We start from the raw sequence: 26147 nt of genomic DNA on the forward strand, positions 1-26147 counted from the left end.
TATAAAAAAGATATAAGGAGTCGAATAAGGATGAAAGGAATTAAGAGTACACCCGATAAAGATACACTTAAAGGCTTTTTAATTGCTGGCAAGACGGTGGATTGGATTTCTGAGAAATGGAATGTCACTCCCCAAACGGTAAGGGCATGGTTTTCTAAGTTCAATCTCCATTTGCCGAAAAAACAGACCATGAAAACAGGATATAACCGAAAAAAGAACGTGGAGCAACGGAGCTGTCCGGTTTGCCAGGAAAGTCAGCTCGTCAACTACATTCTTGCGGAAAAGCATTGGTACTGTTTGCAATGTGATACCGAGTTTGATCGAAATGATGTCATTTATGTCTATGATGATAAGGGAGAATTGGTTGAGGTCATTGCTGCAAAGCCGGATATTTGGGAAGGATTGAGTATTACGAAGACGAAGAAAAACTTAATCCGCACGATAACTGTTTAAAGACAAGCCTATGTTGGCGGAGAGCAAGGAACACCTCTCTTCCTTCATAGGCTTTTCATGCATACATATTAGATTTCAAAGGAAGCTTCTGTTAATGGGTGAACTCCCTCTTGTTTTGACAATTCGCTCATGAGTTGCTTTAACGCTTGATCTTTGTTCTTAGCTTCTACCATGACGTCGAGAGCATCCGTATGCTGCTTGGCCATGTGTAAAAAGGGGAGGAGGTCATGGAGGTCGACAAAATCGGCATGGCTCCTCATTGCAGCAGGGGACTCTGTCCCTCGCGGACTGGAAACATGGATTTTTGGCGGAAGTCCCGTGTCCTTCCAACTAGCAAAAATAGCAGGCAAAAGAGAGAAAATATCCTGTTGCTCATGGTTGCAGCGATGATGATGGATATCCAGCACCATGGGAATGCCCAGGGCCTGGCAAGCCTCTAAGGTTTCTTGAGCGGTAAAGGTTTTGTCATCATTTTCAAAAGTAAGCCTTTTTTGGATTTCCTCGGGGACCAGGCGGAAGTTGTCGATGAGGCGCTGAATCGATTTTCCTTTATCCTGATAGGCTCCTCCCAGATGAATATTGAACTTCATTCGTTCATCCATTCCCATAGCTAAGCTCTGCTGCAGGTGGTAATTCAAGTCCTGAATTGACTTTGCAACAATATCTTCCTTGGGACTGTTCAAATTCACAAAGTGGTCAGGATGAAAACTTATCCGCATGTCATGCTTTCGGGCAAATTCGCCAATTTCTGCAAATTCTTCAGCTAAATCCTTTGCGAAATCCCAACCGGCAGCGGCTTCATGAGTAGCCAAAGGGATAAGCTTGGAGGTAAAGCGATAAACCATAATTTTTTCTCCTAGGTTATATCGGAGCAAGCGGAGTTGGTTTTTCAAATTCTCTTTTGACAACAGTCTCAACCTGGAGATGTAATATTGAGGATTGACCTTTTGTAGATTTTTCCAAGTAATGGTCTTGTTGGGGGAGCTGTCCTTCACTTCAAGTGATAAGGCGACATACCCTAATCGTACCCTCATGTTAGATCCCTCCTATATCCTTTGATTCTTAGGTTTAGTTTGAGCCTCCTGCCAAGGATGATTCCTTTTCTGCGAGATCATACTATGGAAAGTGTTCTGTAAAAGGAGGAAGGCTGATGAGATGGAAAGTGTTATGGATCTTTTCGCTATTGTTATTCGCATCGATTCCCTATGCCCATGGGAACACGGATCAGGCGACACCGATCTTAAAGATCGATACGGATAAAAAAGTGGTAGCGCTGACCTTTGACGATGGCCCAGATCCTAAATATACCCCTATTTTGTTGGAAACTCTGCACTTGGAAGGGGTAAAAGCGACCTTTTTCGTTCTGGGAATGCAGGCGGAGAAGACCCCAGAAATTTTACAATGGATTTATAAGGCAGGTCACGAGATAGGAAATCACGGCTATTCCCATCCAGATATCAAAAAATTAAAGCGTGCTGAAGTTTATCAGCAAATTAAACGTGCCGAGAAGGTGATCCTTAGTGCTACGGGGTACCGTCCGACCTGCTATCGTCCTCCGGGAGGCGTGGTTACGCCTGCTGTACTCAAGGCTACATATGATGCTGGCTATGAATTGATCCATTGGTCTGTAGACCCGAAGGACTGGAAAAGAGACCGAACGGCAGAAGTGATTGCCGGCAGTATTAAAAATAAGGTAGGGTCAGGGGATATTTTGCTTTTTCATGATGGCGGGGTGAATCAAGAAGAGTCGATAAAAGCCCTTCTATCCTTAATTCATGATTTAAAGAAGGATGGCTATGAATTTGTCACCGTATCGGAGCTGCTGGAGATTAAGTAGGAGGGACTGGATTTGTCCTTCGTTGTAATTATTGTCCCATCAACGTATAATGAGACCAAGAGTCAAAATATACCAAGAGGAGAATAGCTATGCGCGAATTTCTTTCGTTGCAGCTCAAGCTAGTACCAGACTTAGTAGAAGTCATGCAAAAGCGCCTCTCCATACTGAGAAACATCTATCTGCAACAGCCGATCGGGCGCCGCAGTCTGGCGGCTTCGTTAAATACGACGGAAAGAATCCTACGGGCAGAGGTTGATTTTTTGAAGGAGCAGGGTCTTGTTCATGTTGAAAGTATCGGGATGTCTTTGACCGATTTGGGATTGCAGGTACTGGAATCCCTGGAAAGTTTAATTAAAGATGTCTATGGCTTATCCGACATGGAAGCTGAGCTGCAAAAAACGCTTCAAGTCCAACGGGTCATTGTGGTCCCTGGCCGTTCCGATGAATCGGAATTAGACAAGAAGGAGTTGGGGAGGGCAGCTGCGATTCATTTGCTGTCCATTTTAAAAGAGCAGGATATAGTTGCTGTGACGGGAGGCTCTACGATCGCCACGATGGCGGAAATGATGAGCAGTACCCGACAATTCCCTGATGCTATATTTGTCCCAGCAAGGGGAGGACTTGGGGAAAACGTGGAGCTTCAGGCTAATCAGATAGCTGCAAACTGTGCGAAGAAGCTAGGGGCTCAATATCGAATGCTGCATATATCTGACTTTTTAGGTGCTTCTGCTTACCAGTCCCTGCAAAACGATCCCTATATTAGCGAAATGCTGAAATTAATCCGTTCATCTGAGGTGGTTGTCCATGGAATCGGTAGAGCAATGGAGATGGCCATCCGACGAAATGCCCCAAGTGAATTGCTTAAGATTCTTGAGCAGGGAAATGCTGTAGGCGAAGCCTTTGGCTATTATTTTAATAGGAATGGACAGATCGTTTACCACATGGAAACCATGGGCCTCCAGTTGGAGGATGTCAAGCAGGCAAGATATGTCATTGGCTTGGCTGGGGGAATTAACAAAGCAGAAGCTATTTATGCGATTGCCAGAGTAGGGTTTATCGATATCATGATTATGGATGAATCGGCTGCCGAAGGGGTGCTTAAGCTAAATGCTTAGGCGCTTTGAAAAGCTTGAATAGCACGGGCATGGTTTGGCAGAATAATACAAAAATGGGCGTTGTCAATCGAATTGAAATCGTATAAAATATGACCATGGACAAAAAATGTAATCATGGGACGTAATCAGTCCAGATTCTAAGGAGCACGAATTATGGGTAAGAGGTTCTATGCTGGCATTGACCTGGGCGGAACATCGATTAAGATGGGAATCTGCACAGAGCAAGGGGAAATGGTCATTGAACGAGAGCGGCCTACACCCCAAGGACATTATAGTAAGGTTTTGGAAGCATTTCAACAGATGCTCCAAGACTTGCTCTCAGAGGTGAATCTATCCCTAAATCAGTTGTCTGGTGTCGGGGTCGGAGTTCCAGCTTTACTAGATATCGAGAAGGGATTTGTCTATGAAATTGTCAATCTAGGCTGGAGGGATGTCCCTCTCAAACAGGAGTTAACCACATTGCTTGGAATTCCTTGTTATATTGATAATGATGCCAACACGGCAGCTCTTGGGGAGATGTGGCAGGGGGCTGGCCGAGGGGCAGACCATTTGATATGCATAACAGTAGGCACAGGAATTGGTGGAGGACTCATTTTTAATGGGGATATTTTCCATGGGACAAACGGATTAGCCGGTGAGATTGGCCATGTTACCGTCCGGCCTGATGAAGGACGCCCTTGCAATTGCGGTAAAACCGGTTGCCTGGAAACGGAAACTTCTGCCACGGCGATAGCCTTTTATGGGAAAAAAGCTGTGGAAGAAGGGGAAGCTACTCTCTTGGCTGATGTAATGAAAAGAACAGGAACAGTAACGGCCAAGGATGTTATCGATGCGGCCAAGCAGGGGGATGAAATAGGGCAAAGGATTGTCCGTCACGTCGGATATTACCTGGGTCTTACGCTAGCCCAGCTGTCGAATGTATTGAACCCTCAGAAAATCATCATTGGGGGCGGAGTTTCTAAGGCAGGGGACTTTTTCATGGACCCTATTCGAGAGAATTTCAACAAGTATGCGCTATCCAGAGTAAGTGGATCAACCGACATCCTGCCAGCTAAGCTTGGGAATCGAGCGGGATGGCTTGGAGCTGCTTGGCTAGTCCATCGAAATGCAGGAATTGGGGGGGATTTACCATGAGGAAAATTGCCGTTTTAACGAGCGGTGGAGACGCACCAGGCATGAATCCAGCCATCCGGGCTGTTGTGCGCCGGGGGATTTATCAAGGATTGAGCGTTTTTGGCGTGGAGCACGGATATGATGGATTAATGAATGGTAATTTCATACCGATGGACTTGGGCAGTGTCGGAGACATAATACACCGTGGCGGAACGATTTTGCGCAGTGCCCGCAGCGAAAAGTTTAAGACACCAGAAGGACAGCAAAAAGCCCTCAAGAAGATGAGAGAGGCCGAAATCGATGGACTGATCGTGATTGGCGGTGACGGTTCCTTCCGAGGAGCAGGCAAGCTAACCGAACAGGGATTTCCGACGATTGGGATTCCTGGAACCATTGATAATGATATTGCTGGAACGGATTATACCATCGGGTTTGATACTGCAGTCAATACGGTGGTCGAGGCAATCGACAAAATCCGTGATACGGCTTCATCCCACGAACGGACCTATATCATCGAGGTCATGGGCCGGGATGCGGGAGATATCGCTTTATGGGCCGGATTATGTGTGGGCGCAGAATCCATTATTATCCCCGAGGCAGAAACGGATATGGATGATGTTATCACCCGTTTGGAGCACGGTAACCGCCGCGGGAAAAAACACAGTATTATTGTCGTGGCTGAAGGGGTGTGCAGCGGATCAGAAATTGCCAAGATTATTCAGGAACGGACTGGTTTAGAAACGAGAGTCACTGTACTGGGTCATCTTCAGCGAGGGGGTTCGCCAAGCGCTTATGACCGAATGATGGCAAGCCAGATGGGAGCAAAAGCGGTAGATCTACTTATTGAAGGATTAAAGGGCGTCATGGTTGGCTTAAAGGGCGGACAACTTGTTCATGCTCCTTTCCTTGAAGCGGCCAAAGATAAACATACCTTAGACATGTCAAAATATCACTTAGCCAGAAGTCTTTCCATATAAACAAATGAGGTGACGGGATGAGAAGAACCAAAATCGTATGTACAATTGGCCCAGCAAGTGAACAGCCGGAAACTCTTAAAAAGCTGATTATGGCAGGTATGAATGTAGCTCGCTTGAATTTTTCGCATGGTTCTCATGAAGAGCATGAGGTGAGGATTGACCGCATCCGAGAGTGTGCAAAGGAATTAGGCCGGAATGTGGCTATTATGCTGGATACCAAAGGACCTGAAATCCGTACAGGGGTACTCAAGGAAGGACAGATTACTTTAAAAACGGGTGATTCCTTTATTTTAACGACCGAGCAGCTGGAAGGGGATCAGGAAAAAGTCAGTGTCACCTATGAACAGCTGCCGAAGGATTTGAACGTGGGAGCCACTGTTCTCATTGATGACGGCCTCATCGAGCTCAAAGTGGAGGAAATTGGATCTAGAGATGTGCGTTGCCGAGTGGTGGATGGAGGCGTTCTGAAAAATCGAAAAGGCGTTAACTTGCCCAAGATCGCAGTGAACCTGCCAAGCATTACGGAAAAGGATGTCTCAGATATCAATTTTGGGATTCGCAAACGCGTGGACTTTATCGCGGCTTCTTTTGTGCGCAAAGCCTCCGACGTTCTGCAAATACGCCAGATGTTAGAAGAGCAAGGTGCCAATATCTCGATCATCGCCAAGATCGAGAACGAAGAGGGCGTATTAAATGCTGATGAAATTCTTGGGGTAGCAGACGGTCTTATGGTAGCCCGCGGCGATCTTGGGGTAGAAATTCCGGCCGAAGAAGTGCCGCTGGTTCAAAAGAAATTGATCAGCAGCTGCAATCGAGTGGGAAAACCAGTTATTACAGCCACACAAATGCTTGATTCCATGCAGAATAATCCTCGTCCGACCCGTGCAGAAGCGAGCGATGTAGCGAATGCCATTTTTGACGGTACGGATGCAATCATGCTGTCTGGAGAAACCGCAGCAGGAAAATACCCTGTTGAATCCGTCGAAACGATGAATCGGATCGCTTGCCGTGCGGAGTCATCCCCAATGTATAGGGAACGAATCCGGCAAAATTTTGCTTCTGGCAAAGTGACGATCACGGATGCTATGGGACAGGCTGTTACGGCTACGGCTTCTTCTTTGAATGCTGCAGCTATCCTGACGCCAACGGAAAGCGGCTATACCGCCCACGTGGTATCCAAGCATCGCCCGGCTTGCCCGATTGTTGCCGTCACACCGCATGATCACATCGTGAATCGACTCGCTCTAGTCTGGGGTGTGGTCCCGATCAAGTTTGAGAGTGCAGATAACACGGACGAAATGATGGAAAAGGCCATTCAAGCAGCTGTTCACGAAAAAATCATCAAGCGTGGGGATCTCATCGTCATTTCAGCCGGTGTGCCAGTCCGCGAGCCTGGAACCACCAATATGATGAAAGTCCATGTGGTCGGAAAAGTAGTTGCCAGAGGAAAAGGGATCGGCGATGTTTCCGCAACTGGCAAAGTTGTCGTGGTCGGATCGGAAGGATGGGAATCCCAAGTTGACGCCAATACCATTTTAGTCGGCAAAGCTACGGATAAGGAAATAACTCCGTATATCGAAAAAGCAGCCGGACTCATAACAGAAGAGGGCGGTTTGACTTCTCACGGAGCGATTGTTGGTCTTCATTTAGGCAAGTCCGTCATCATCGGCGTAGAGGATGCAACAACCCTCTTGAAGGACGGAGACGAAATAACTGTTGATCCGCATCAAGGGCATATTTATCACGGGTTTGCTCGAGTGCTGTAAGTAAAAGGAAAAGGTGTGAGTCCAAGGGGATTCACACCTTTTTTAGGTTGATTAGGTTGATCCATCATTCGGCTTTTGTAGTCATCATTTTCTTTTCTTTTTGAAGTCATCTATATTTAAAGTAAGGATATTAATGGTTAGGAGACCCCCAATGATCAAAGGGATAGGAATCGATATTGTCGATAAAAAAAGAATGGAACTGGTGCTGAACCGGCAGGGAGAAAAATTCATCCGTAGAATTCTTACGGAAGAAGAGAGAGTTGGGCTGCCTGAGGGAAGCCGCCTGGTCGAATATGTGGCGGGCAGGTTTGCGGCGAAAGAGGCCTTTGCTAAGGCGACGGGCTTTGGATTCGGCAAGGAGCTGAGCTGGCAGGATGTCCAGATCAAGCGTGACGATAGAGGCAAGCCAACCCTGCAGGTTTCTGAGACTTGGTTAGCCCAACATGCTCCAGAGGGGCAGCAAGTCTACCATGTTTCAATTTCTCATGAAAAGCAATATGCCGTCGCACAGGTTATTATTGAGGTGACGTAAGCATAGTCGGAATAACTGGACAGGTGTGGACATACATATATAACGCGGGATCAGGAGGGAAGAAGGGTGTATTTGGTGAATGCGCAGCAAATGCGAGAGATTGACCGCTTCGCCATGGAGGAAGTCGGCATTCCAGGCATCATTTTGATGGAGGCAGCAGGGCAAGCTGTTGCTAAAGCAGTGGAGGAACGATGGGCGGATGCCCGAATCGTCATCTTGGCCGGTCATGGCAACAATGGCGGTGACGCCTTTGTCGTTTCCAGGCATCTGCAAAATAAGGGGTTTCAGGTGCTTACCTGGTTCGCGGGATCTCAGGAAAAATTCAGTGAGGATGCCTACATCGCTTTTGGTGCACTGATCGGAAGCCGATATGCGCTCAAGCAACTCAATGAGTTGAACTGGAAAGAGTTTACCGCTGATCTGAAGTGGGCGGATCTTATCGTGGATGGGCTGCTCGGAACAGGAGTCCAGGGACCGCCTCGGGAGCCGATGGGTCGGATTATCCAAGAAGTCAACCGACAGGAACAGGCCAAGGTGATCGCCATCGATATCCCAAGCGGTGTCAACGCGGATACGGGTGCTGTAGAAGGCGAAGCGGTTCAAGCCGACCTTACGGTGACTTTCGCTTACCCGAAGTGGGGGCAATATCTGTTCCCGGGGGCTGCTTACTGTGGCGAGCTTCTTGTGAAGGATATTTCGATTCCAAACTGGGTGGGGGAACAGATCGCTTCTTCTGCCCGAGTTTTGGACGAGAAGGGAATGGCTTCGCTTATCCCGAATCGCACCCGCCACTCGCATAAAGGGACCTACGGGCACGTCCTCATCATTTCCGGATGCCATTCGTATGTAGGGGCTCCTGCACTCGCTTCAATCGGAGCGCTTCGATCGGGATCAGGCATGGTGACTTTGGCTATTCCGAAGACCATCCAGCCGATGGTTGCGGGAAAAGTAGCTGAACCCGTTTACTGGCTTTGGCCGGAGACGGAAGGCTATTTCTCTAAAAATAGCTGGAAGCTGCTCACGGAAAGAAAAGGGCGATACGATTTTACCATTGTAGGCCCTGGGATCGGCCAGGCCCCTGGAAGCGAGTGGCTGGAACAGATTGTTCGCCATACGGCAGGGCCGCTTTTGCTCGATGCCGATGCCTTGAACCTTTTAGCTAAGGATCTGAGGATGATTCAGCGCCGAGAGCAGGTTGTGATTACTCCCCATCCCGGCGAAATGGCCAGGCTTGCAGGAATATCCGTCCAGCAAGTAGAAGCCCAGCGGCCTCACGTTGCCCGACAGTTTGCTGTTGACCATCAGGTGTATGTTGTGCTTAAAGGAACTTATCCCATCATTGCTACTCCACAAGGAGAACTCTTTGTCAGTCCGCGCGGCAGCTCTTCGCTCGCCAAAGGGGGATCTGGCGATGTCCTATCAGGCATGATCGGTTCCTTCGTTAATCAAACGGGGAACATGCTGTCAGGGATCCTGTTAGGAGTTTATCTTCATGGAATGTCGGGGGAATTCATGGACGAATACAGCGGTGCAGCTTATGATCTGGGAACCTGGATCGGAAAAGCTGTGAAAAGTCTTTTAGCGAATCACGCGTAAAATACACAGTATATAACCCGAAAAGGGACCCTCCTTTGTTCTCCTGTATACACGTACAGGAACCAAGAAAACCTGTCAGACAAGTTTTCTTGCCAAAATGAGCGAAGGGGATGAAACAGGAATGAAACGCAAACTAGGATGGCTAATCATGCTCGTTACGATCATATCCATGCTCGCTACAGGTTGCGGCCCTAAGGGTGTAGAGGACATAGTCGGGGACTTGAAAACGCAAGTCGATAAGATGACGGGCTATAAGATGAACGCAAAGCTTACGCTGCAGACAGGCAAAGACCCACAAACCTATGACGTTGAAGTGTGGCATAATAAACCGGATTTTTACCGGGTAGCCCTAACCTCGAAAGAAAGAGAGATTACTCAAATCATTCTGCGCAATCAAGAGGGTGTGTTTGTCCTTACCCCTCATCTGAATAAGAGCTTCCGTTTCCAAAGCGGATGGCCGGAAAACCATGCTCAAGTTTATCTTTACGAATCTTTGGTGAAGAGCATTTTGGATGACGAGCAGCGCGTATTTACAGAGGAAGAAGGCAAGTATGCATTCGAGGTCAAGGCCGACTATCAGAACCGTTCATTGACGACACAGAAGATTTGGCTAGGAACAGATCTGGCGCCTGTTAAGGTTGACGTTATGGATTCGAACAAAAATGTGATGGTCACTGTAGACTTCGCTAATTTCGAAGCGGATGCGAAATTCGACTCCGACTCCTTTAATAAAGATCGGAACATGGAAACCAGCATGCTTCCATCATCTATCCCTACGATGGCTAACGGGGAACCAAAAGAAGAGCCAAAAGAAGAGCCAAAAGGCAGCTTTGGTGTCATCCAGCCTACGTATGTGCCGGAAGGGGTAACCTTCTCTGGCGTACAAAAAGCTGATACGGCAGAAGGACCACAGGTCGTTCTTCGATACAAGGGAGATTATAACTTTACTTTAATCGAAGAGAGGCCGAAGGCTGCTACGGTTAGCTACCCTAATGGGGAAATCATTGATCTGGGCCACACAGTTGCGGTAATGACAGGTGAGCGAAAGAAAACGATGACCTGGACTTACGATGGGGTAGAATATCTACTGACCGGGGACCTTCCAGAAGAAGAAATGATCTCGGTGGCAAAGTCTACGTTTAATCAAATAGGAAAATAAGCAGAAAAGGGGAGCGGAAAAGCTCCCTTTTTCTTTTTAGTTAAACAAATTGACTTCCTTCAACAAATCCGCTAAGGTAGAGATGAAAATAGGCAGCCTAAAGCGGGCTGCCTTTCTTAGCGGTAGGGCAAGGAGGGCATAGGATGAAAGATGTCATAATTCGAGAGCAATCCGGCTATATGGATATCTTCCAAAAACGCCCTGGAAGATACCGGGTTTATGAGACGCTTGCCTATATGGCGGTGATATTTGCCCTGGCTGGCTATATACCTGCAGAAAGTGGTTTATATAAAGTAATGGCTGTTCTATCTGCTGTTCTTATTATTGGAGGAGCTCCCGTTCTCTATCAAAAGGTGCTTGCTCCAGAATACATCCTGACCAAGACGGAATTCATTATCCGTTTACGGGGGAAAGAACGGGTATTTTCACTGCTTGAAGTAGAGAGGGCCTCGGAATGGAAGGCTTTATTTAAGTTAAAGGGGAAAAAGGAACCCTTAATGGTATCTCGGGAATTTTTAAATAAATTGGATAATCAATTACAGAAAGTGCGAAAAACTAAGAAAAGGTGATGAAACCTATGGGAGAAAAGTATTACCGCGATACGTGGGTAGAGGTTGATCTTGATGCCATTGCCCATAATGTACAGGTTTTCCGGACCCACCTTCCTCAGCAAACCCAAATTATGGCGGTGGTTAAGGCGGATGGGTATGGACATGGTGCCGTTCCTGTAGCCAGAGAAGCTTTAGCCGCAGGCGCATCCTATCTGGGGGTGGCCTTGTTGGATGAAGGCATCGAGCTTAGGGAAGCAGGGATCACCGCTCCTATTCTTGTACTCGGCTACACCGCCCATGAATTTGCAGCGGAAGCCATCTCCCAAAACATCACCTTGACGGCATTCCATCCGGAAGTGATTCATGCCATGCAGCGGGAAGCGGATCGACTGGAGAAGCAGGCGAAGGTTCATTTGAAGCTCGATACTGGGATGGGGCGAATCGGTGTCCGGACAAAAGAAGAGCTCGACTTGCTGATGCAGGCGATAGAGCAGTCCCCGCGCGTTGAGGCGGAAGGGGTTTTTACCCATTTTGCCTGTGCGGATGAAGAAGATCCGTCATATACGGAGAATCAGCATCATACGTTTAGAAAAGCGATTGAATCGTATTCTTTCCCCTTTGTCCACTGCAGCAACAGCGCCGGCGGGATTCTTTATCCAAATTGGGGTTATAACATGATGCGCTTAGGAATAAGCTTATATGGACAATATCCGTCTTCTTTTACAAAAGATAAAGGGATCGATCTAAAAGAGGCTTTTTCTCTAAAATCAAAAATCTCCCACCTCAAAGAAGTGCCAGCCGGAACATCAATTAGTTATGGTGCTACTTATACGACTACAACGGAATCAATCATCGCTTCTGTTCCTATCGGATATGCCGATGGTTTCTCGCGTTCTTTATCGAATAAAGGGAATGCTTTAGTGAAAGGAAACAGGGTGCCTATTGTCGGAAGAGTCTGCATGGATCAACTGATGCTCGATGTATCAACAGTGGCAGATGCGCGTATAGGGGATGAAGTGGTATTGATGGGGCAGCAGCATCAAGAACGGATACCTGTAGATGAGGTGGCCGATCAGCTTCAGACCATCAATTACGAAGTGACTTGCATGATCAGCAAGCGGGTTCCTAGGGTGTACCTAAGGGATGGCATCACCGTAATGACCAAAAATTTTCTCTTATGAAAATGTCGTATTAACTTGTCGGGAATCCGAGTATAATGGTACAATCATGGAGTATAATGCGCCAGTGGAGTCAGTATTTCTACTATTTGGTAGAAGGAAATCGGCTTTCGTCAGAGAATTAGTATCTTGTGTTGAATGAAGATGCGTGCTAGGATATATACTCACTGGTATATTTCTGCATGCAATTCGACATAATGGTATTATTGCATGCGTTTTATGCAGATCACATGGTGTAAGTGTCGTTGGAGGTGCGTTTGTCTTGTCTAGGATGGATACCAAGCGTATTATGATCAGCTTGCCGCATCATTTGCTGGAAGAGGTGGATGGTGTCGTGGAAAGAGAACAATCAAATCGAAGCGAATTTATCAGACAAGCGATGAAACTCTATCTTAGAGAGCGCAAGAAGCGCCATATCCGTGAAACCATGCAGAAGGGGTACATGGAGATGGCCAACATTAATCTCAACATGGCTTCGGAGGCTTTTCAAGCGGAAGAGGAAGCGAATTATACCTTGGGCCGCTTAGTAAGCGGGGTGTAGTTTGTGATTGTTAAACGTGGCGATGTCTACTTTGCGGACCTTTCTCCTGTTGTGGGCTCAGAACAGGGCGGAGTTCGTCCAGTGCTAGTTATCCAAAATGATATAGGAAATCGTTTCAGTCCGACGGTCATCGTCGCGGCCATAACAGCTCAGATACAGAAGGCTAAGCTTCCTACACACGTCGAGATTGATGCAAAAAGCTATGGATTTGACCGTGATTCCGTCATACTTTTGGAGCAAATACGTACAATCGACAAGCAGCGCTTGACGGATAAAATAACCCATCTGGATGATGAGATGATGGATAAGGTGAATGAAGCCTTGCAAATTAGTCTAGGATTGATTGACTTTTAGTTCATATAGCTCATTACTTGCAATAATTCGAATATTTTTTTGGCAAGCTAATCTTATAGCTGTAATTAACATGAATATCCATCATGTAAGGGCTCACTTCGGTGAGCCCTTTAACTTTTCTTTTAAGGCTATAGGTTAGATATTCCGGCAGTGATTGTGATAGAATGGAAGGCAGTTAGTTGCTATCGGAGGAGCGAAAGGCTATGGATTTGAACCAAATGATTGAAACGATCGCGCAGGAAAGCGGCATCGTATCCAAATTTGTAAAAAATACAGTAGAATTGCTTGATGAGGGGAATACCGTTCCGTTTATTGCCCGATATCGAAAGGAAGTCACTGGAACGCTAGATGAAAATCAAATAAGGACCATTCAAGAGAGATTGGCTTATTTGCGTAACCTGGAAGAACGGAAGGCGGAAGTCATCCGTCTGATCGCAGAGCAGGACAAGCTCACCGAGGAGCTGGAAAAAGGCATTCTAGCCGCTACGAAGCTGCAGGAAGTAGAGGATCTCTATCGTCCTTATCGCCAAAAGCGAAGAACGAGAGCGACGATGGCAAAAGAAAAGGGATTGGAGCCGCTGGCCGTCTATCTTATGAGCTTGCCCATGAAGGGAAATCCGCTGGAAGAAGCTGCGCAGTACATAAACGAAGAGAAACAGGTCACCTCTGCGGAAGAAGCTCTGCATGGAGCGATGGACATCATTGCAGAGATGGCATCCGATGATCCGGACGTCCGAAAGTGGATTCGCAAGCAGACGATGCAAAACGGTTTAATCCAAACGGAGAAAAAAGAAGACGAGGAATCGGAAAAGAACGTTTACGAGATGTACTACGAGTACTCGGAACCGGTGAAGCGGATTGTCCCGCATCGCATCTTGGCCATCAACCGAGGTGAAAAGGAAGGCATCCTGAAAGTTAAGCTAGAAGTAGATACGGATCCTATTATGCATTACCTGACAAAGAAATACATTCCCCGTCAAACCGTAGCCGCAACTTATTTGGAACAGGCCTTGGAGGACAGCTATAAACGCCTGATTGCTCCGGCGGTTGAGCGGGAAGTGCGAAATGAGCTAACGGAAACGGCTGAAGAGCAAGCAATTCATATCTTTGCAGAAAACTTGCGCCAGTTGTTGCTGCAAGCTCCCGTAAAAGGAAAAATGGTTCTAGGACTTGATCCGGCTTATCGGACAGGATGCAAATTTGCTGTCGTAGATGAAACAGGAAAGCTTTTGAAAGTAGGGGTCGTTTATCCTACGCCTCCAGCCAAAAAAGTGGAAGAGGCCAAGCGAATACTTAAGGATGTCATCCAAACCTACGGAATCAATCTCGTTGCTATTGGAAATGGGACAGCGTCCAGGGAAACAGAAGAATTCGCAGCCTCCATGCTGAAGGAAATGGATCAGGAGATTTTCTATATTATCATCAGCGAAGCTGGGGCGAGCGTCTACTCCGCTTCTAAGCTGGCTGGGGAAGAATTCCCTGACTTGGATGTAGCGGAACGAAGCGCGGTTTCCATTGCCCGCCGCTTGCAGGATCCGCTAGCGGAGCTGGTGAAAATTGATCCGAAATCCATTGGGGTAGGTCAGTATCAGCATGATGTAAGTCAGACCCGATTGGCGGAAAGCCTGCAGTTCGTTGTCGAATCAGCAGTAAACTACGTGGGTGTGGATGTAAATACGGCTTCTCCTTCCTTGCTTCAGTATGTATCCGGCGTAAGCAAGCAGGTAGCGAAGAACATTGTGAAAATGCGAGAGGAATCCGGCAAATTCTCCAATCGCGCTCAATTGAAGAAGGTCCCCCGGTTAGGAGATAAAACCTATGAGCAGTGTATCGGATTTTTGCGGGTGATGGATGGGGAAAACCCTTTGGATAAAACCCCAATCCACCCTGAATCCTATGACAAGGTTGCCAAGCTGCTTGAATTGATCGGGATCCAAGCGGAGGACATTGGTTCACCGGAAGCGAAAGAAAAGCTGCAAGCGGTGCACATCCCAGAGATGGCTGAAAAGTTAGAAGTGGGAGAGCCCACCCTCAAAGACATCCTGGACAGCTTGCTGCGACCGGGCCGAGATCCTCGCGATGAATTGCCGAAGCCGTTGCTGCTAAAGGATGTACTGACGATCGAGGATCTAAAGGTAGGCATGGAGCTTCAAGGTACGGTGAGAAACGTGGTAGACTTCGGAGCCTTCGTGGATATTGGATTGAAAAACGATGGTCTTGTCCATATATCGAAAATGAGCGGAAAATATGTCAAGCATCCTCTTGACGTGGTGTCTGTCGGTCAGATTGTAACCGTCTGGGTGACGGAAATCGATGTCAAGAAAATGCGTGTAGGGCTTTCGATGGTTCCGATCACATCATAAAAAGAAGCAGTCTCCCAGACTGCTTCTTTTTATATTCTAAGCAAGCTTTAAGAAAAGCTTCTGCCGTTATTTTTTTGTTTGTAGACGAACCAGCAATCGTTTAAAAGACGGATTTGTCTCCGGTCTTTACCGAGAAAGGCACGCATTAATTGTTTGCGCAGCCACTCTGGCATCATGTGTCCCTCCTCTGTCCCCTTTCTGCTGTCTTCTAGGGAGTTCTGTTACCTATAAGATATTCAGAAAAGGGGAGAGGGTGAACAACTAAATTTCTTCTTCTTCAGCTAAATATTCTAACTGAGCTTGAAAAGCGCGGATTTCAGTCAAAAGGGAGATCAGCGGATAATTTTCTTCCTGTACTCCCGCGAAGCTAGCTTCCAAGCGATTGATATAGTCCAGGCCTGATGCCACCTCATGGTCATAGGAAACCAGCTCCAAGTCGCTGCATTCAGCAATAACGGTGGGCAGGGAAGGCTTTTGTCCAGCGGTCAGCTTATCGATTTCTTTGTGCAAGCGGCGAAATAAAGCCACAAATTGGTACATATGGTCTTTGGGTATAGCGACAAATTCAAGGCCTTGTTGTCCTTGAAGCAGGCAATAGCGCATATTTTTTCCTCCATCTTTTCTGCTTTCTATCTGCTTTTAAGTCTACTTCAATCCCCTTTGCCTTTTCAAGTTTCCGGGTGGTTTTATTGCGGTCAAGGTTGGTGAAAGATATAATAAGCAGGGAACAATTTCTAATTTAGTAGGAGTGTCTTAACTTGAATCCTTCAGTTGATGAATATATTTTTACCTCTCACTCTCCGGAGGACACAAAAAAGTGGGCGGAAAAGCTGGCGCAGCGGCTTGAACCGGGCGATGTGATTGCTTTGGAGGGGGACCTTGGAGCGGGGAAGACGACCTTTACACAAGGATTAGCACAGGCCCTAGGGGTTAAGGGAGTGGTGAATAGCCCGACCTTTACGCTGATCAAAGAATATCAGGGACGCATGCCCCTCTATCATATGGATGTGTATCGAATGGATGATGAATTTGAAGAAATGGGATTTGATGAGTATTTTTACGGGGAAGGCGTGACGGTGGTAGAATGGGCAAGCCGGATTCCTTCCGCTCTTCCTCCTGAATTGCTGTCCATTTATATCAAGCGATTGGAAGGGGATTCCCGAGAGATTCAGGTCACTCCAAAGGGCGGGCGCTTCCGTAAGATTTGTGAGGAGTTGAAGAAATGAAGATACTTGGGATCGATACTTCCAACTTAGTTCTAAGCGTAGCGATAATGGAAGAAGATAAGCTATTGGGAGAATATACGACCAATCTGAAGAAAAATCACTCAGTGCGGCTCATGCCAGCCATTTCTCTCCTGATGGATGAAGTGGAGGTAGACCCTGCCGAGCTGGATGGAATTGCGGTGGCTCACGGTCCTGGATCCTACACGGGTACGCGCATGGGCGTCACCACGGCTAAGACGATGGCTTGGTCCCTTCAGATTCCTCTTGTGGGCATTTCCAGCTTGGAAGCGGTGGCGGGAAATGTTCCATATTTCTCCGGGAGAGTATGTCCGTTATTTGATGCCAGAAGAGGACAGGCGTATACAAGCTTGTTCGAAAACGGAAATCGCGTGGCGGAGGACCAAATTCGTCTCATGGAGGAATGGGCAAAGGAATTAGCGGAAGCGGGGGAGCCTGTCTTGTTTTTAGGTGATGATGCGGCGCTGCATCGCGAGACGATTGTGGATAAGATGGGAGCGTTAGCTTTTTTTGGACAAGCCGAGTGGAATGTTCCCAGAGCAGCTTATATCGCTAGAACTGGGTTGAAAAAGATACGTGACGGGCTTCATATGGAAGTGGATGCTTTTGCCCCTCAATATCTCCAGCTTGCGGAAGCAGAGTCGAAATGGTTGGCTTCCCAGAAAAAGTAGGTGATGAGATGGACAATTATCTTGTTCGGCGCATGACGCTAGACGATTTAGATGCCATTGAGGAGATTGAAAATTCGACGTTTACGATTCCTTGGTCCAGGCAATCTTTCCAAAATGAATTAGTCAATAATCATTTTGCCTATTATTTGATTCTGGAGGTAGAAGGACAAGTAGCGGGATACGGAGGCATGTGGGTCATCGGGGATGAAGCCCATGTGACCAATATTGCCATCGCTTCTGAATACAGGGGGAAGAAATGGGGCGAAAAGCTGATGATTGCGATGAAGCTCCATGCCATCCGCCAAGGAGCGAATGCCATGACCCTGGAGGTCAGGGCATCCAATACGGTAGCGCAGAATCTGTATAAAAAGCTAGGCTTTGATAAAACCGGGGTTCGTCCAAGATATTATTCCGATAATGGCGAGGATGCCCTGATTATGTGGGTGAATTTTGATCATGATGCAGACAAACCGATGGAAACAAAAAGCTCTTGAGAAATATGAACGGCAAAAAGCTTCCGGGAAGCCCTGCTATATTCTAGGAATTGAAACGAGCTGCGATGAAACGTCAGCGGCGGTTATTCGAGATGGTGTGGAAATCTGCTCGAATGTGATTTCCTCTCAGATTGATATCCACAAGCGCTTTGGCGGCGTGGTGCCGGAAGTCGCTTCCCGCAGGCATGTGGAAGGGATTACGGTCATCCTGCAAGAAGCGTTAGATAAGGCTGAAATTTCACTAGATGATGTATCTGCCATTGCCGTCACCTATGGTCCCGGGCTAGTCGGGGCATTGCTGGTGGGAGTCTCGGCAGCGAAAGCCCTCGCTTATGCCAGACACATCCCCTTAATTGGCGTGCATCATATAGCAGGCCATATCTATGCGAATCGTTTGGTTAAGGAAATGGAATTTCCGCTGATTTCTCTTGTGGTCTCCGGAGGACATACAGAGTTGGTGTACATGAAGGAGCATGGATCCTACGAAATCTTAGGCCAAACCAGAGATGATGCCGCAGGCGAAGCCTATGACAAAGTGGCTCGTTCGCTGTCCTTGCCTTATCCGGGAGGCCCTCATATCGATCGGCTGGCGCATGAGGGAGAGGTTTCGATCCCCTTCCCTCGCTCTTGGCTTGAGCCGGGCTCCTATGACTTTAGTTTCAGCGGGCTAAAATCGGCAGTACTTAATACCTTGCACAATGCTCAGCAACGTGGGGAAAGTTTAGCTCCAGCGGATGTGGCAGCCAGCTTCCAGGCTTCTGTGGTAGAAGTGCTGGTGGAAAAAACTTTTCGCGCCGTTCAGCAATACGGAGTAAAACAAGTCCTCTTAGCCGGCGGGGTGGCTGCCAACCAAGGGTTGCGTACGGAACTGGCGCGGAGGAGCGGGCAGGAAGGGATCGACCTGGTTATCCCGCCGCTTTCTCTATGTACGGATAACGCAGCGATGATTGCCGCAGCAGGGTATATCCAATATCTTAAAGGGAATTTCAGCGAATTGGATTTGAATGCAATTCCTGGTTTACCCTTAAGTTAAAAAGGCAACTATGTTACTAGTTGTCTTTTTTTGCGTTTCTTTACATACATATGTTCCCGTGGACAAGTTATTCATAAGTTTCTGTGGATAATGTGAGTAAGTCTGTGAATAACTGATTTATCAAGGTTTAGGCTTTACTCAGGTCGTTAATAAAAATTGAAGCGGATTTTGTCGAATATGTGGATAATGGAGTAGAAACGCGCGGTTATAGCAATAAAGGTTGTGTATAACTCTGTGGGTATTGTGGAAAAGAGGGTAATTTATGATGATTCGGAATATTTTATCCACACTTTTAGTTTTTTTCTGTTTATTCTTGTCACTACCGGTCATGGCGATGCAACAGGAGCCGACAAATCGTGTCTCAGTCGTATTGATTAATCATCTTTCTTTAGAAGATGTGAAGCAGATGGAATCAATGGAAAATGGCTTGTGGATAAAGCAAGGCGTAATCGGGGCGATGAATCTAAGGACGGCTGCTGAGATTAATGAGTGGAATAACCTCGTCACAATGAATAGCGGAAGTCGCGCGGTCGGGCCTGCGAAGTCAGCTAAAGCCTATATGGGCGAAGAGAAGGTTCAGGATATGCGGGCTTGGGAGGTTTATCAACAGCTTGTTGGTTTCCCTGGGGAAGAGGAGGCAATCTATCTTCCCGATTTCCGCCAGCTTGTGGATAACAACAGAAAACAACCTTATACCATTCAGCCTGGACTTTTGGGCGATCAGCTCCAGCGCTATGGAATCCACACTTATGTCATGGGAAACTCGGACAGGGGACAGGATAAGGTCCGATTTGCTCCTTTGCTTGTGACGAATAGCCAAGGTGTGGTGGAAGCTGGGGATATCTCGGATCGGGTGAACAGGAAGAATCCACAGCGGGTGTACGGGATTTCTACGAATTATGACTATATGTTAAGCCAGGTTCAGGTTCAACGCGAAAAATCTCCGCTAATGGTCCTAGAATTAGGCGATTTATACCGGCTATATTCCGCGAAGGGTGCCATGGATGAAACGCATTTTTCTTTGATGAAGGAACGGATCCTTGAAGAGATGAATGGTTTCATGAAGACTCTGGTGGAAAGCCGAAGTGAGGAAGAATTGATTCTGGTATTGACTCCGATGGTTCATTCGGATGCCCAGGCAATGAAATCCATGATGGCTCCCTTTATTCATGTCGGGCCGCACAAGGGGGAGGGGATCCTGTACACCTCGACAACCAGGCAAGCTGGAGTGGTCGCTAATATGGATGTGACCCCGACGATTCTGCAATGGTTAGGCATTCCCATTCCGCAGGAGGTAACGGGCAGAGCCATATCGGTTGTGCAGGGAAACCAATCCTTTTGGAGTGATTGGGAAGAGATCAAGCATATTTATTCCACTCGCTCCACCGTTTTATATGGGTATGTCACGTTTCAGGTGGCGGTACTTATCTTAGCAGCAGCCTTTTGGTTTTTTGCCCGTCCTGGCCACTCTCTATTTCCGGTCGCTAACGGAATCCTTCGGTTTTTATTGCTGGTTATAACCTTGTCGCCTTTTATGTTTTTAATCCTGCCGTTATTTCCCGCTATAAAAGAAGCGAAGCTAACGGTGATTTTCTTGCTCGTACTGGGAACCGCCCTATCAGCTTCCGTGATTCGACTTCCTTTTCCCTGGCTGTTTTTCTTCATTAGTTTGATTAACTGGGTGCCTGTGCTGCTTGATGGCATCGGATGGCAGTCTGCACTGATGAAGCGGTCTTATCTGGGCTACGATCCGATTATCGGTGCAAGGTATTATGGCATTGGCAATGAATATATGGGTGTGGTGATCGGTAGTTCGATTCTCAGCTTAGCCATGCTGCTGGAACTGACAAAAAAGCATATGAGAATCGTCAAGGCGATAGCGATGGGGGTGTTTAGTCTCTATCTGGTGTTTTTCTCCTTACCAGGGTGGGGAACGAATGCGGGAGGAGCGTTAACCGCCGTTGCGGCCTACAGCACATCCTTTGTCCGCTTGTTTGATGTCCGGCTGAATGCGAGGTATATCTTCTGGGGACTGTTGTCCATTGTTGTTGCCCTATCTAGCTTGTTTCTGATTAACATGATGGCAGCGGACCAGATGCAATCTCACATCGGCAGAGCGATGCAAAAGCTGGTTCAAGGAGAATGGAGCGAAATCTTCAATATCGTGGAACGGAAATTAGCGATGAACTGGAAACTGATCGGTGTATCTTCATGGAGCAAAGTATTTATTACATCCTTGTTAGTTCTCGGGCTTCTCTGCTATCGACCCGCTGGAATGATCGGCCGTTTATCGGAGAAGTACCCTTATGCCGTGAGAGGATTTTTTGGCATCATTGTTGGGGCGTTTACTGCTTTGGTTGTCAATGATTCCGGGATCGTGGCGGCAGCGACGACGATTATTTATATGGTGGTGCCATTGCTGTTTTTAGGATTGGAGGAAAAGGTGGTGGAGAAGCAAGGGGGTGTCGATGGAATATAAAGGTGTCCCTAAAGGTCGGTAAATAACGGCTTTTGGGGATCAGCCTGCCCAGTCTAGGTGATTTAGCGTGAAGATTAGATGCAGTTGCGTGATAGGATCGGCAGATTTGTGAGGGAAAGGTGGATGGATTTGGAATAAGTGGAGATTATACAATTAAACCTCCAGAGCATTACTTTATCACGAATTTAGGTGGAAAAACGCCCACTAATGGAGTTGAAACGACCAAAATGTTGGGATTGAGCTGATTTAGGTGGAGCTTTTCCAGCTATTTCGACTTTATCTAGCTTGATTTTGATTTTAAGTGGAGTTTCTCCACTAAATGGACTTTTCACGCTCCGTTTAACCGGCAGAAGTGAACTCTTCAAATGGGGAGAGGGTGACCCAAAAAGCCTATTTTTGCGGACACCCTCTTTTTTAAGCATTAAAGAAAACATACTTGAGGACGTGACCCTCCGCCTGAAACTTAACCTCCTCCTTACTCTTCCTGCAGCGTTTCCCACTCTTCCAGTAGAGCTTCCAACTGTTGATTTTTTTCTTCCAGCTGTTGATTGGTTTCATGGGCTTTAGCGGGATCCTCGAAGATTTCAGGCTGGCATAGGAGATCCTGCAAGTTGGCAATTTCGCTTTCCAGCTCCTCGATTTTTTTCTCGATCTCTTCGATTTTTCGCTGGCGCTGCCTTTCTTTCTTCTGTTGCTCCTTATCCAGAAGGAACGATTCTTTGTCCGAATTTCTCCGATTTTTATCTTCTAGAGTATCCTGAACATGAGCTGCGGGCATCTTCCCAAGATCTTCCATTTCCGTTTTCTTTTCCAGATAGTATTCGTAATTTCCCAAGTAGCTGACAGCGCCATGGGAATGAAGCTCGATGACCCGGCTGGCCATTTTATTCAAGAAATAACGGTCATGGGACACGAATAAAATAGTGCCAGGGTAATCCTCCAGGGCATTTTCCAGGACTTCTTTGCTGTAGATATCCAGATGGTTAGTCGGCTCATCCAGGATGAGAAAATTGGAATTTTGCAGCATAAGCTTGGCCAGACTGACTCTAGCCTTTTCGCCGCCGCTTAAAGAGGAAATTTTCTTCAGCACATCATCCCCGCTAAACAGAAAATTGCCCAGTACGGTTCGAATATCTTTTTCAGGCATGAGAGGGTAATCATCCCATAGCTCATGAAGAACCGTTTTATCGGAATGAAGCTCTTTTTGCTCCTGGTCGTAATAGCCAATCGTTACGTTGGAGCCCAGAGCGATTGTCCCGGAGAGAGGCTCGAGTTCTCCGATGACCGTTTTGAGCAAGGTTGATTTACCGATTCCGTTAGGGCCAAGCAAAGCTACCCGTTCTCCGCGGTCAAGCTGAAAGGTCAGTCCGGAGCTTAGCTTCTTGTCCTTGTACCCGACAGAAAGGTCTTTGATTTTGATGACCTCGTTTCCGCTGACCCGATCAATGTCAAAGGAAAAAGATACGCGCTTGTCAGCCGTAATGGGCCGCTGGATGCGATCGATTTTATCCAGCATTTTTCGTCGGCTCTGAGCCCTCTTGGTCGTTGAAGCCCGGGCGATGTTTCGCGCGATAAAATCCTCGAGCCGGTTAATCTCTGACTGCTGCTTATCAAACATAGCTAATTGGCGTTCGATGTCCTCTGCTTTTAGGTCCAGATACTTAGAGTAGTTTCCGACAAAGCGTTTGCAATGAGTCCGCTCAATCTCATAGATTACGGTGACAAGAGCATCCAGAAAATATCGGTCATGGGATACGACCAGCACAGCCCCAGTATAGTTATGGAGATAACGTTCCAGCCAGGTTAGGGTTTCAATATCCAAATAGTTGGTCGGCTCGTCGAGTACGAGGATGTCAGGAGTAGTCAAAAGCAATTTGCATAGGGCCAATCGCGTTTTCTGACCGCCGCTGAGTGACGATATCAACGTTTGGTAGTCGTCTTCATAAAATCTTAAACCATGTAAAATGCTTCGAATATTAGCTTCGTATTGGTAGCCGCCCCGTTCCTTGAATTGCTCGGACATAGCGGAGTACTGCGCTAACAGCTGCTCATAGTCTTTCGCGGGCATCGGATCACCCATCTTGCTTTCCAGGGCGCGGAGCTCCTTTTCCATGGAACGCAAAGATGAAAATACAGACAGCATCTCATCCCAAATGGTCTGGACGGATTCTAGTCCGCTGTCTTGGGCCAAATAGCCGAGCTGAACATCCTTGCCCTTGCGAATATCCCCTGTATCAGGGAGAAGCTGCCCGGTAATGATTTTTAATAGGGTCGATTTTCCTGCGCCATTGACCCCGACGAGCCCGATTCTCTCACCCGTTTGGATCTGCAGGTTAATTCCGCTTAGTATAGGTTCGGCAGCAAACGATTTGGAAATCTCAACTGCTTGTAATAAAATCATGGATGTCACCTCGAAATAATATACAGTTCTAGTGTACCATATTCCTATGGGAAAGGTGATGGGGAAGGGAGGAAGGGACGTGCTGAACAAAAAGGAGCTAAGGAAGCAAATGCTGGCTTTGCGAAGCGGGATTGGAAGCCAATTGCGTGCCCAGAAATCGAACCAAATCGTAAAAGCTTTTTTGCAAAGTGAGAGCTATCAAAATGCGAGCTATCTGTTCTCCTATATCCCTTTTGGGGATGAACCTGATATCCGTTTGATCCTGTCTACAGCTGTCCGGGATGGGAAGAAAGTAGGTGTACCGAAAACTTTTACGGATCGAAAGGTGATGGTTCCCTATTTGTTTACGGGGTGGAACGAATTGGTTACTGGGGTTTATGGGATCCTGGAACCAGATCCTGAACGCGCAGAAATGGCAGATCCGGCGAAGATAGACTTGATTGTTATGCCGGGGGTGGCCTTTGACAAGCAGGGAGGAAGGCTAGGATATGGGGGAGGCTACTATGACCGGTTCTTAGCTGATCTTCCTAAACATCCCCATATGATCGCTCCATGCTTTTCAGAGCAAGTCATCGATCAAATTCCTATGGAAAACCATGATTTTCGAGTAGATGGCCTTGTTACGGATCAAGATTCGATCACTTGTACAAATTCGTTTTAATTACGTTGTGAAATAATGTACAATATAGATGGACTCTTGTTTCCTCTAAAGATAGTCTGGCTTTATCAATGAAGCTTTTTTTATTTTAAATTGGGAGGATTTTTATGTCTGTATATAAAATTGGTGTCATCACTGCAAGCAATTCAATTTTCCGGGGGGAAAGGGTAAACGACAGCGTTGAGAAATTGGTTGAATTGCTAAAAAGCCACTTGGACAGCGAGATACATATTCATCGTGTATCCCCCGATAATATTCAAATCCTCAAGGAAAACATGATAGAGCTAACGGATAGAGAGCGGGTGGAATTGCTGATAACCGTCGGGGGAACGGGATTAAGCCCTGAAGATGTTACTCCTGAGGCTACAGAGGCTGTTATCGATCGACATGTGCCTGGATTGGCGGAAGAGATGAGAAGGGCTTCCCTTGCCAATTCCCGCCGCGCCATGTTAACCCGAGCGATATCAGGTACGCGAGGAAATACGCTCATTATTAACTTCCCCGGCAATCCGAAAGGGGTCGAAGAATGCTTTACAGCCATCTCCGATCAAATTCCTCATGCCATTAACATTATCCATGGGAATGTAGGCGCTGGTTCTATCACAAGGGAGGAAAAGTGGTGAAGCCATCCTATCTAGTTGAAGTGCCGGTGGAACAAGCGGTAGGAATGAGACTAGGCCATGATTTAACCCGGATTCTTCCTGGGGAGTTTAAGGGAAGAGCATTTAAAGCAGGGCACGTCATCACGGAAGAGGACATTCCCTTATTGCTGGACATCGGCAAACGACACATCTATATTATGGATATCCCTGAGGGCTTTCTTCATGAGAATGAGGGAGCCGAGCGAATGGCGCGGGCATTGGCGGGGGAAAACATTCACTTAACCGAACCTGTAGAAGGAAAAGTGACGTTAAAATCAGCCATTCACGGGTTGCTAAAGGTGCGTGAAGATATTATCCATATGGTAAATGAAATCGATGGAATCTCTCTATCCACCTTACTGAACAACCGCGTGGTTGAATCCGGTCAATCTTTAGCAGGAGTCCGGCCGATTCCGCTAATTATTGAGGAAGAGAAAATTGCCCATGTAGAGCAGATTGCCTCCCAACCCGCGATAACCGTTAAGCCTTTCCATTCTTTAAAGGTTGGAGTGGTGACGACCGGAAGTGAAGTGTACACGGGCAGAATTCAGGATAAATTCGGACCCATCATTCAAAAAAAGCTTCAGGCTTTTGGTTCCGAGATGGTTGAGCAGCGGTTCGCTAATGATGAAGCGGATCATATCCAAGATGAAATCAAGCATTTTATCGAGAAAAAAATGGACTTGATCCTTGTTACAGGAGGCATGTCGGTGGATCCGGACGATCGGACGCCTGGTGCCATTAAAGGGGTAGGAGCTGACATTGTCCGCTATGGGACACCGATGCTTCCAGGTTCTATGCTTTTGATTGCATACTTTGGGAATACCCCGATCATGGGATTGCCCGGCTGTGTCATGCATGATCCTTTTACCTCATTTGATGTCTTTTTGCCGCGGATCCTAGCAGGTGAAAAGATTACAGAAAAAGACATTACCTCCTTGGGATATGGAGGATTTCATACTTGTTAGCAATTAGACGGTGAGGAGGTGAG

Annotated in this window: 27 protein-coding genes; 22 read left to right on the forward strand and 5 right to left on the reverse strand. The window is 47.0% G+C overall.

Features of this window, described 5'->3' with window-relative positions; all coding sequences use genetic code 11:
* The first annotated feature begins 30 nt into the window (after positions 1–30).
* The gene (locus tag ABLT31_RS15915) at positions 31–453 is read left to right on the forward strand and encodes a hypothetical protein (RefSeq protein ID WP_367753285.1); all 423 of its coding nucleotides are present in this window, start codon (positions 31–33) and stop codon (positions 451–453) included.
* Between the two features lie 68 nt (positions 454–521).
* On the opposite strand, the gene uvsE is transcribed toward ABLT31_RS15915, so the two are convergent.
* On the reverse strand, positions 522–1487 hold the full coding sequence (uvsE, locus tag ABLT31_RS15920; protein ID WP_367753287.1) for a UV DNA damage repair endonuclease UvsE: 966 nt from the start codon (positions 1485–1487) through the stop codon (positions 522–524).
* 116 nt (positions 1488–1603) lie between these two features.
* On the opposite strand from uvsE, the gene ABLT31_RS15925 reads away from it, so the two are divergent.
* From ABLT31_RS15925 to ABLT31_RS15985, 13 genes are all read left to right on the forward strand, one after another.
* The gene (locus ABLT31_RS15925) at positions 1604–2290 is read left to right on the forward strand and encodes a polysaccharide deacetylase family protein (protein ID WP_367753289.1); all 687 of its coding nucleotides are present in this window, start codon (positions 1604–1606) and stop codon (positions 2288–2290) included.
* A gap of 89 nt (positions 2291–2379) precedes the next feature.
* Complete coding sequence (locus tag ABLT31_RS15930) at positions 2380–3405, forward strand: sugar-binding transcriptional regulator (RefSeq protein ID WP_367753291.1); 1026 nt, start codon at positions 2380–2382, stop codon at positions 3403–3405.
* Between the two features lie 153 nt (positions 3406–3558).
* A complete protein-coding gene (locus tag ABLT31_RS15935) occupies positions 3559–4539 on the forward strand; it encodes an ROK family glucokinase (RefSeq protein WP_367753294.1) in 981 nt (326 codons plus the stop codon).
* Positions 4536–5495 (forward strand): 6-phosphofructokinase, encoded by a 960-nt coding sequence (pfkA, locus tag ABLT31_RS15940; protein ID WP_367753296.1) that lies wholly within the window; start codon positions 4536–4538, stop codon positions 5493–5495. Before ABLT31_RS15935 ends, pfkA begins: the two co-directional genes overlap by 4 nt.
* A gap of 17 nt (positions 5496–5512) precedes the next feature.
* Positions 5513–7261 carry a pyruvate kinase gene (pyk, locus tag ABLT31_RS15945; RefSeq protein WP_367753298.1) on the forward strand — a complete coding sequence of 583 codons (1749 nt, stop codon included), beginning with the start codon at positions 5513–5515 and terminating at the stop codon, positions 7259–7261.
* Positions 7262–7412: 151 nt separating this feature from the next.
* Positions 7413–7793: a holo-ACP synthase gene (acpS, locus tag ABLT31_RS15950; RefSeq protein WP_367753300.1), complete on the forward strand. Its 381-nt coding sequence runs from the start codon at positions 7413–7415 to the stop codon at positions 7791–7793.
* A gap of 66 nt (positions 7794–7859) precedes the next feature.
* A complete protein-coding gene (locus ABLT31_RS15955; protein ID WP_367753302.1) occupies positions 7860–9389 on the forward strand; it encodes an NAD(P)H-hydrate dehydratase in 1530 nt (509 codons plus the stop codon).
* Positions 9390–9510: 121 nt separating this feature from the next.
* Positions 9511–10548, forward strand: coding sequence for a DUF4367 domain-containing protein (locus ABLT31_RS15960; protein WP_367753304.1), 1038 nt, complete (start codon positions 9511–9513; stop codon positions 10546–10548).
* A 143-nt stretch (positions 10549–10691) separates the two neighbouring features.
* The gene (locus ABLT31_RS15965) at positions 10692–11117 is read left to right on the forward strand and encodes a hypothetical protein (RefSeq protein WP_367753306.1); all 426 of its coding nucleotides are present in this window, start codon (positions 10692–10694) and stop codon (positions 11115–11117) included.
* An 8-nt stretch (positions 11118–11125) separates the two neighbouring features.
* Positions 11126–12280 carry an alanine racemase gene (gene alr, locus ABLT31_RS15970; protein WP_367753308.1) on the forward strand — a complete coding sequence of 385 codons (1155 nt, stop codon included), beginning with the start codon at positions 11126–11128 and terminating at the stop codon, positions 12278–12280.
* Positions 12281–12548: 268 nt separating this feature from the next.
* Positions 12549–12818: a CopG family ribbon-helix-helix protein gene (locus ABLT31_RS15975; RefSeq protein WP_367753537.1), complete on the forward strand. Its 270-nt coding sequence runs from the start codon at positions 12549–12551 to the stop codon at positions 12816–12818.
* 3 nt (positions 12819–12821) lie between these two features.
* Positions 12822–13172: a type II toxin-antitoxin system endoribonuclease NdoA gene (gene ndoA / locus ABLT31_RS15980; protein WP_367753310.1), complete on the forward strand. Its 351-nt coding sequence runs from the start codon at positions 12822–12824 to the stop codon at positions 13170–13172.
* 203 nt (positions 13173–13375) lie between these two features.
* Positions 13376–15535, forward strand: a complete 2160-nt coding sequence (locus ABLT31_RS15985) for a Tex family protein (protein WP_367753312.1) — start codon at positions 13376–13378, stop codon at positions 15533–15535.
* Between the two features lie 47 nt (positions 15536–15582).
* Here the strand turns inward: ABLT31_RS15985 and cmpA are convergent, their stop codons facing one another.
* Positions 15583–15708 carry a cortex morphogenetic protein CmpA gene (gene cmpA, locus ABLT31_RS15990; protein WP_367753314.1) on the reverse strand — a complete coding sequence of 42 codons (126 nt, stop codon included), beginning with the start codon at positions 15706–15708 and terminating at the stop codon, positions 15583–15585.
* Positions 15709–15796: 88 nt separating this feature from the next.
* Complete coding sequence (locus ABLT31_RS15995) at positions 15797–16138, reverse strand: hydrolase/acyltransferase (protein ID WP_367753316.1); 342 nt, start codon at positions 16136–16138, stop codon at positions 15797–15799.
* Positions 16139–16293: 155 nt separating this feature from the next.
* Between ABLT31_RS15995 and tsaE the strand changes: the two genes are divergently transcribed.
* From tsaE to ABLT31_RS16020, 5 genes are all read left to right on the forward strand, one after another.
* A complete protein-coding gene (gene tsaE / locus ABLT31_RS16000) occupies positions 16294–16761 on the forward strand; it encodes a tRNA (adenosine(37)-N6)-threonylcarbamoyltransferase complex ATPase subunit type 1 TsaE (RefSeq protein WP_367753318.1) in 468 nt (155 codons plus the stop codon).
* A complete protein-coding gene (tsaB, locus tag ABLT31_RS16005; RefSeq protein WP_367753320.1) occupies positions 16758–17450 on the forward strand; it encodes a tRNA (adenosine(37)-N6)-threonylcarbamoyltransferase complex dimerization subunit type 1 TsaB in 693 nt (230 codons plus the stop codon). Before tsaE ends, tsaB begins: the two co-directional genes overlap by 4 nt.
* 8 nt (positions 17451–17458) lie before the next feature.
* A complete protein-coding gene (gene rimI, locus ABLT31_RS16010; RefSeq protein WP_367753322.1) occupies positions 17459–17944 on the forward strand; it encodes a ribosomal protein S18-alanine N-acetyltransferase in 486 nt (161 codons plus the stop codon).
* Complete coding sequence (tsaD, locus tag ABLT31_RS16015) at positions 17907–18977, forward strand: tRNA (adenosine(37)-N6)-threonylcarbamoyltransferase complex transferase subunit TsaD (protein ID WP_462976500.1); 1071 nt, start codon at positions 17907–17909, stop codon at positions 18975–18977. Before rimI ends, tsaD begins: the two co-directional genes overlap by 38 nt.
* Before the next feature lie 313 nt (positions 18978–19290).
* A complete protein-coding gene (locus tag ABLT31_RS16020; protein ID WP_367753326.1) occupies positions 19291–21456 on the forward strand; it encodes a hypothetical protein in 2166 nt (721 codons plus the stop codon).
* Positions 21457–21641: 185 nt separating this feature from the next.
* Here ABLT31_RS16020 and ABLT31_RS16025 read toward each other — a convergent pair whose 3' ends face one another.
* Both ABLT31_RS16025 and ABLT31_RS16030 read right to left on the reverse strand, forming a co-directional pair.
* The gene (locus tag ABLT31_RS16025; RefSeq protein ID WP_367753328.1) at positions 21642–21878 is read right to left on the reverse strand and encodes a hypothetical protein; all 237 of its coding nucleotides are present in this window, start codon (positions 21876–21878) and stop codon (positions 21642–21644) included.
* Positions 21879–21931: 53 nt separating this feature from the next.
* Positions 21932–23857 carry an ABC-F family ATP-binding cassette domain-containing protein gene (locus ABLT31_RS16030; protein ID WP_367753330.1) on the reverse strand — a complete coding sequence of 642 codons (1926 nt, stop codon included), beginning with the start codon at positions 23855–23857 and terminating at the stop codon, positions 21932–21934.
* Between the two features lie 79 nt (positions 23858–23936).
* Between ABLT31_RS16030 and ABLT31_RS16035 the strand changes: the two genes are divergently transcribed.
* The 3 genes from ABLT31_RS16035 to ABLT31_RS16045 all read left to right on the forward strand — a co-directional run bounded on the left by ABLT31_RS16035 (position 23937) and on the right by ABLT31_RS16045 (position 26124).
* Complete coding sequence (locus ABLT31_RS16035; protein WP_367753332.1) at positions 23937–24518, forward strand: 5-formyltetrahydrofolate cyclo-ligase; 582 nt, start codon at positions 23937–23939, stop codon at positions 24516–24518.
* A gap of 104 nt (positions 24519–24622) precedes the next feature.
* Entirely contained in the window at positions 24623–25138 is a 516-nt protein-coding gene (locus ABLT31_RS16040) for a MogA/MoaB family molybdenum cofactor biosynthesis protein (RefSeq protein ID WP_367753334.1), read from the forward strand.
* On the forward strand, positions 25132–26124 hold the full coding sequence (locus tag ABLT31_RS16045) for a molybdopterin-binding protein (RefSeq protein ID WP_367753336.1): 993 nt from the start codon (positions 25132–25134) through the stop codon (positions 26122–26124). The genes ABLT31_RS16040 and ABLT31_RS16045 overlap by 7 nt, the downstream gene beginning before the upstream one ends.
* The last annotated feature ends 23 nt before the right edge of the window (positions 26125–26147 follow it).

The organism is Ammoniphilus soli (genome assembly GCF_040813775.1).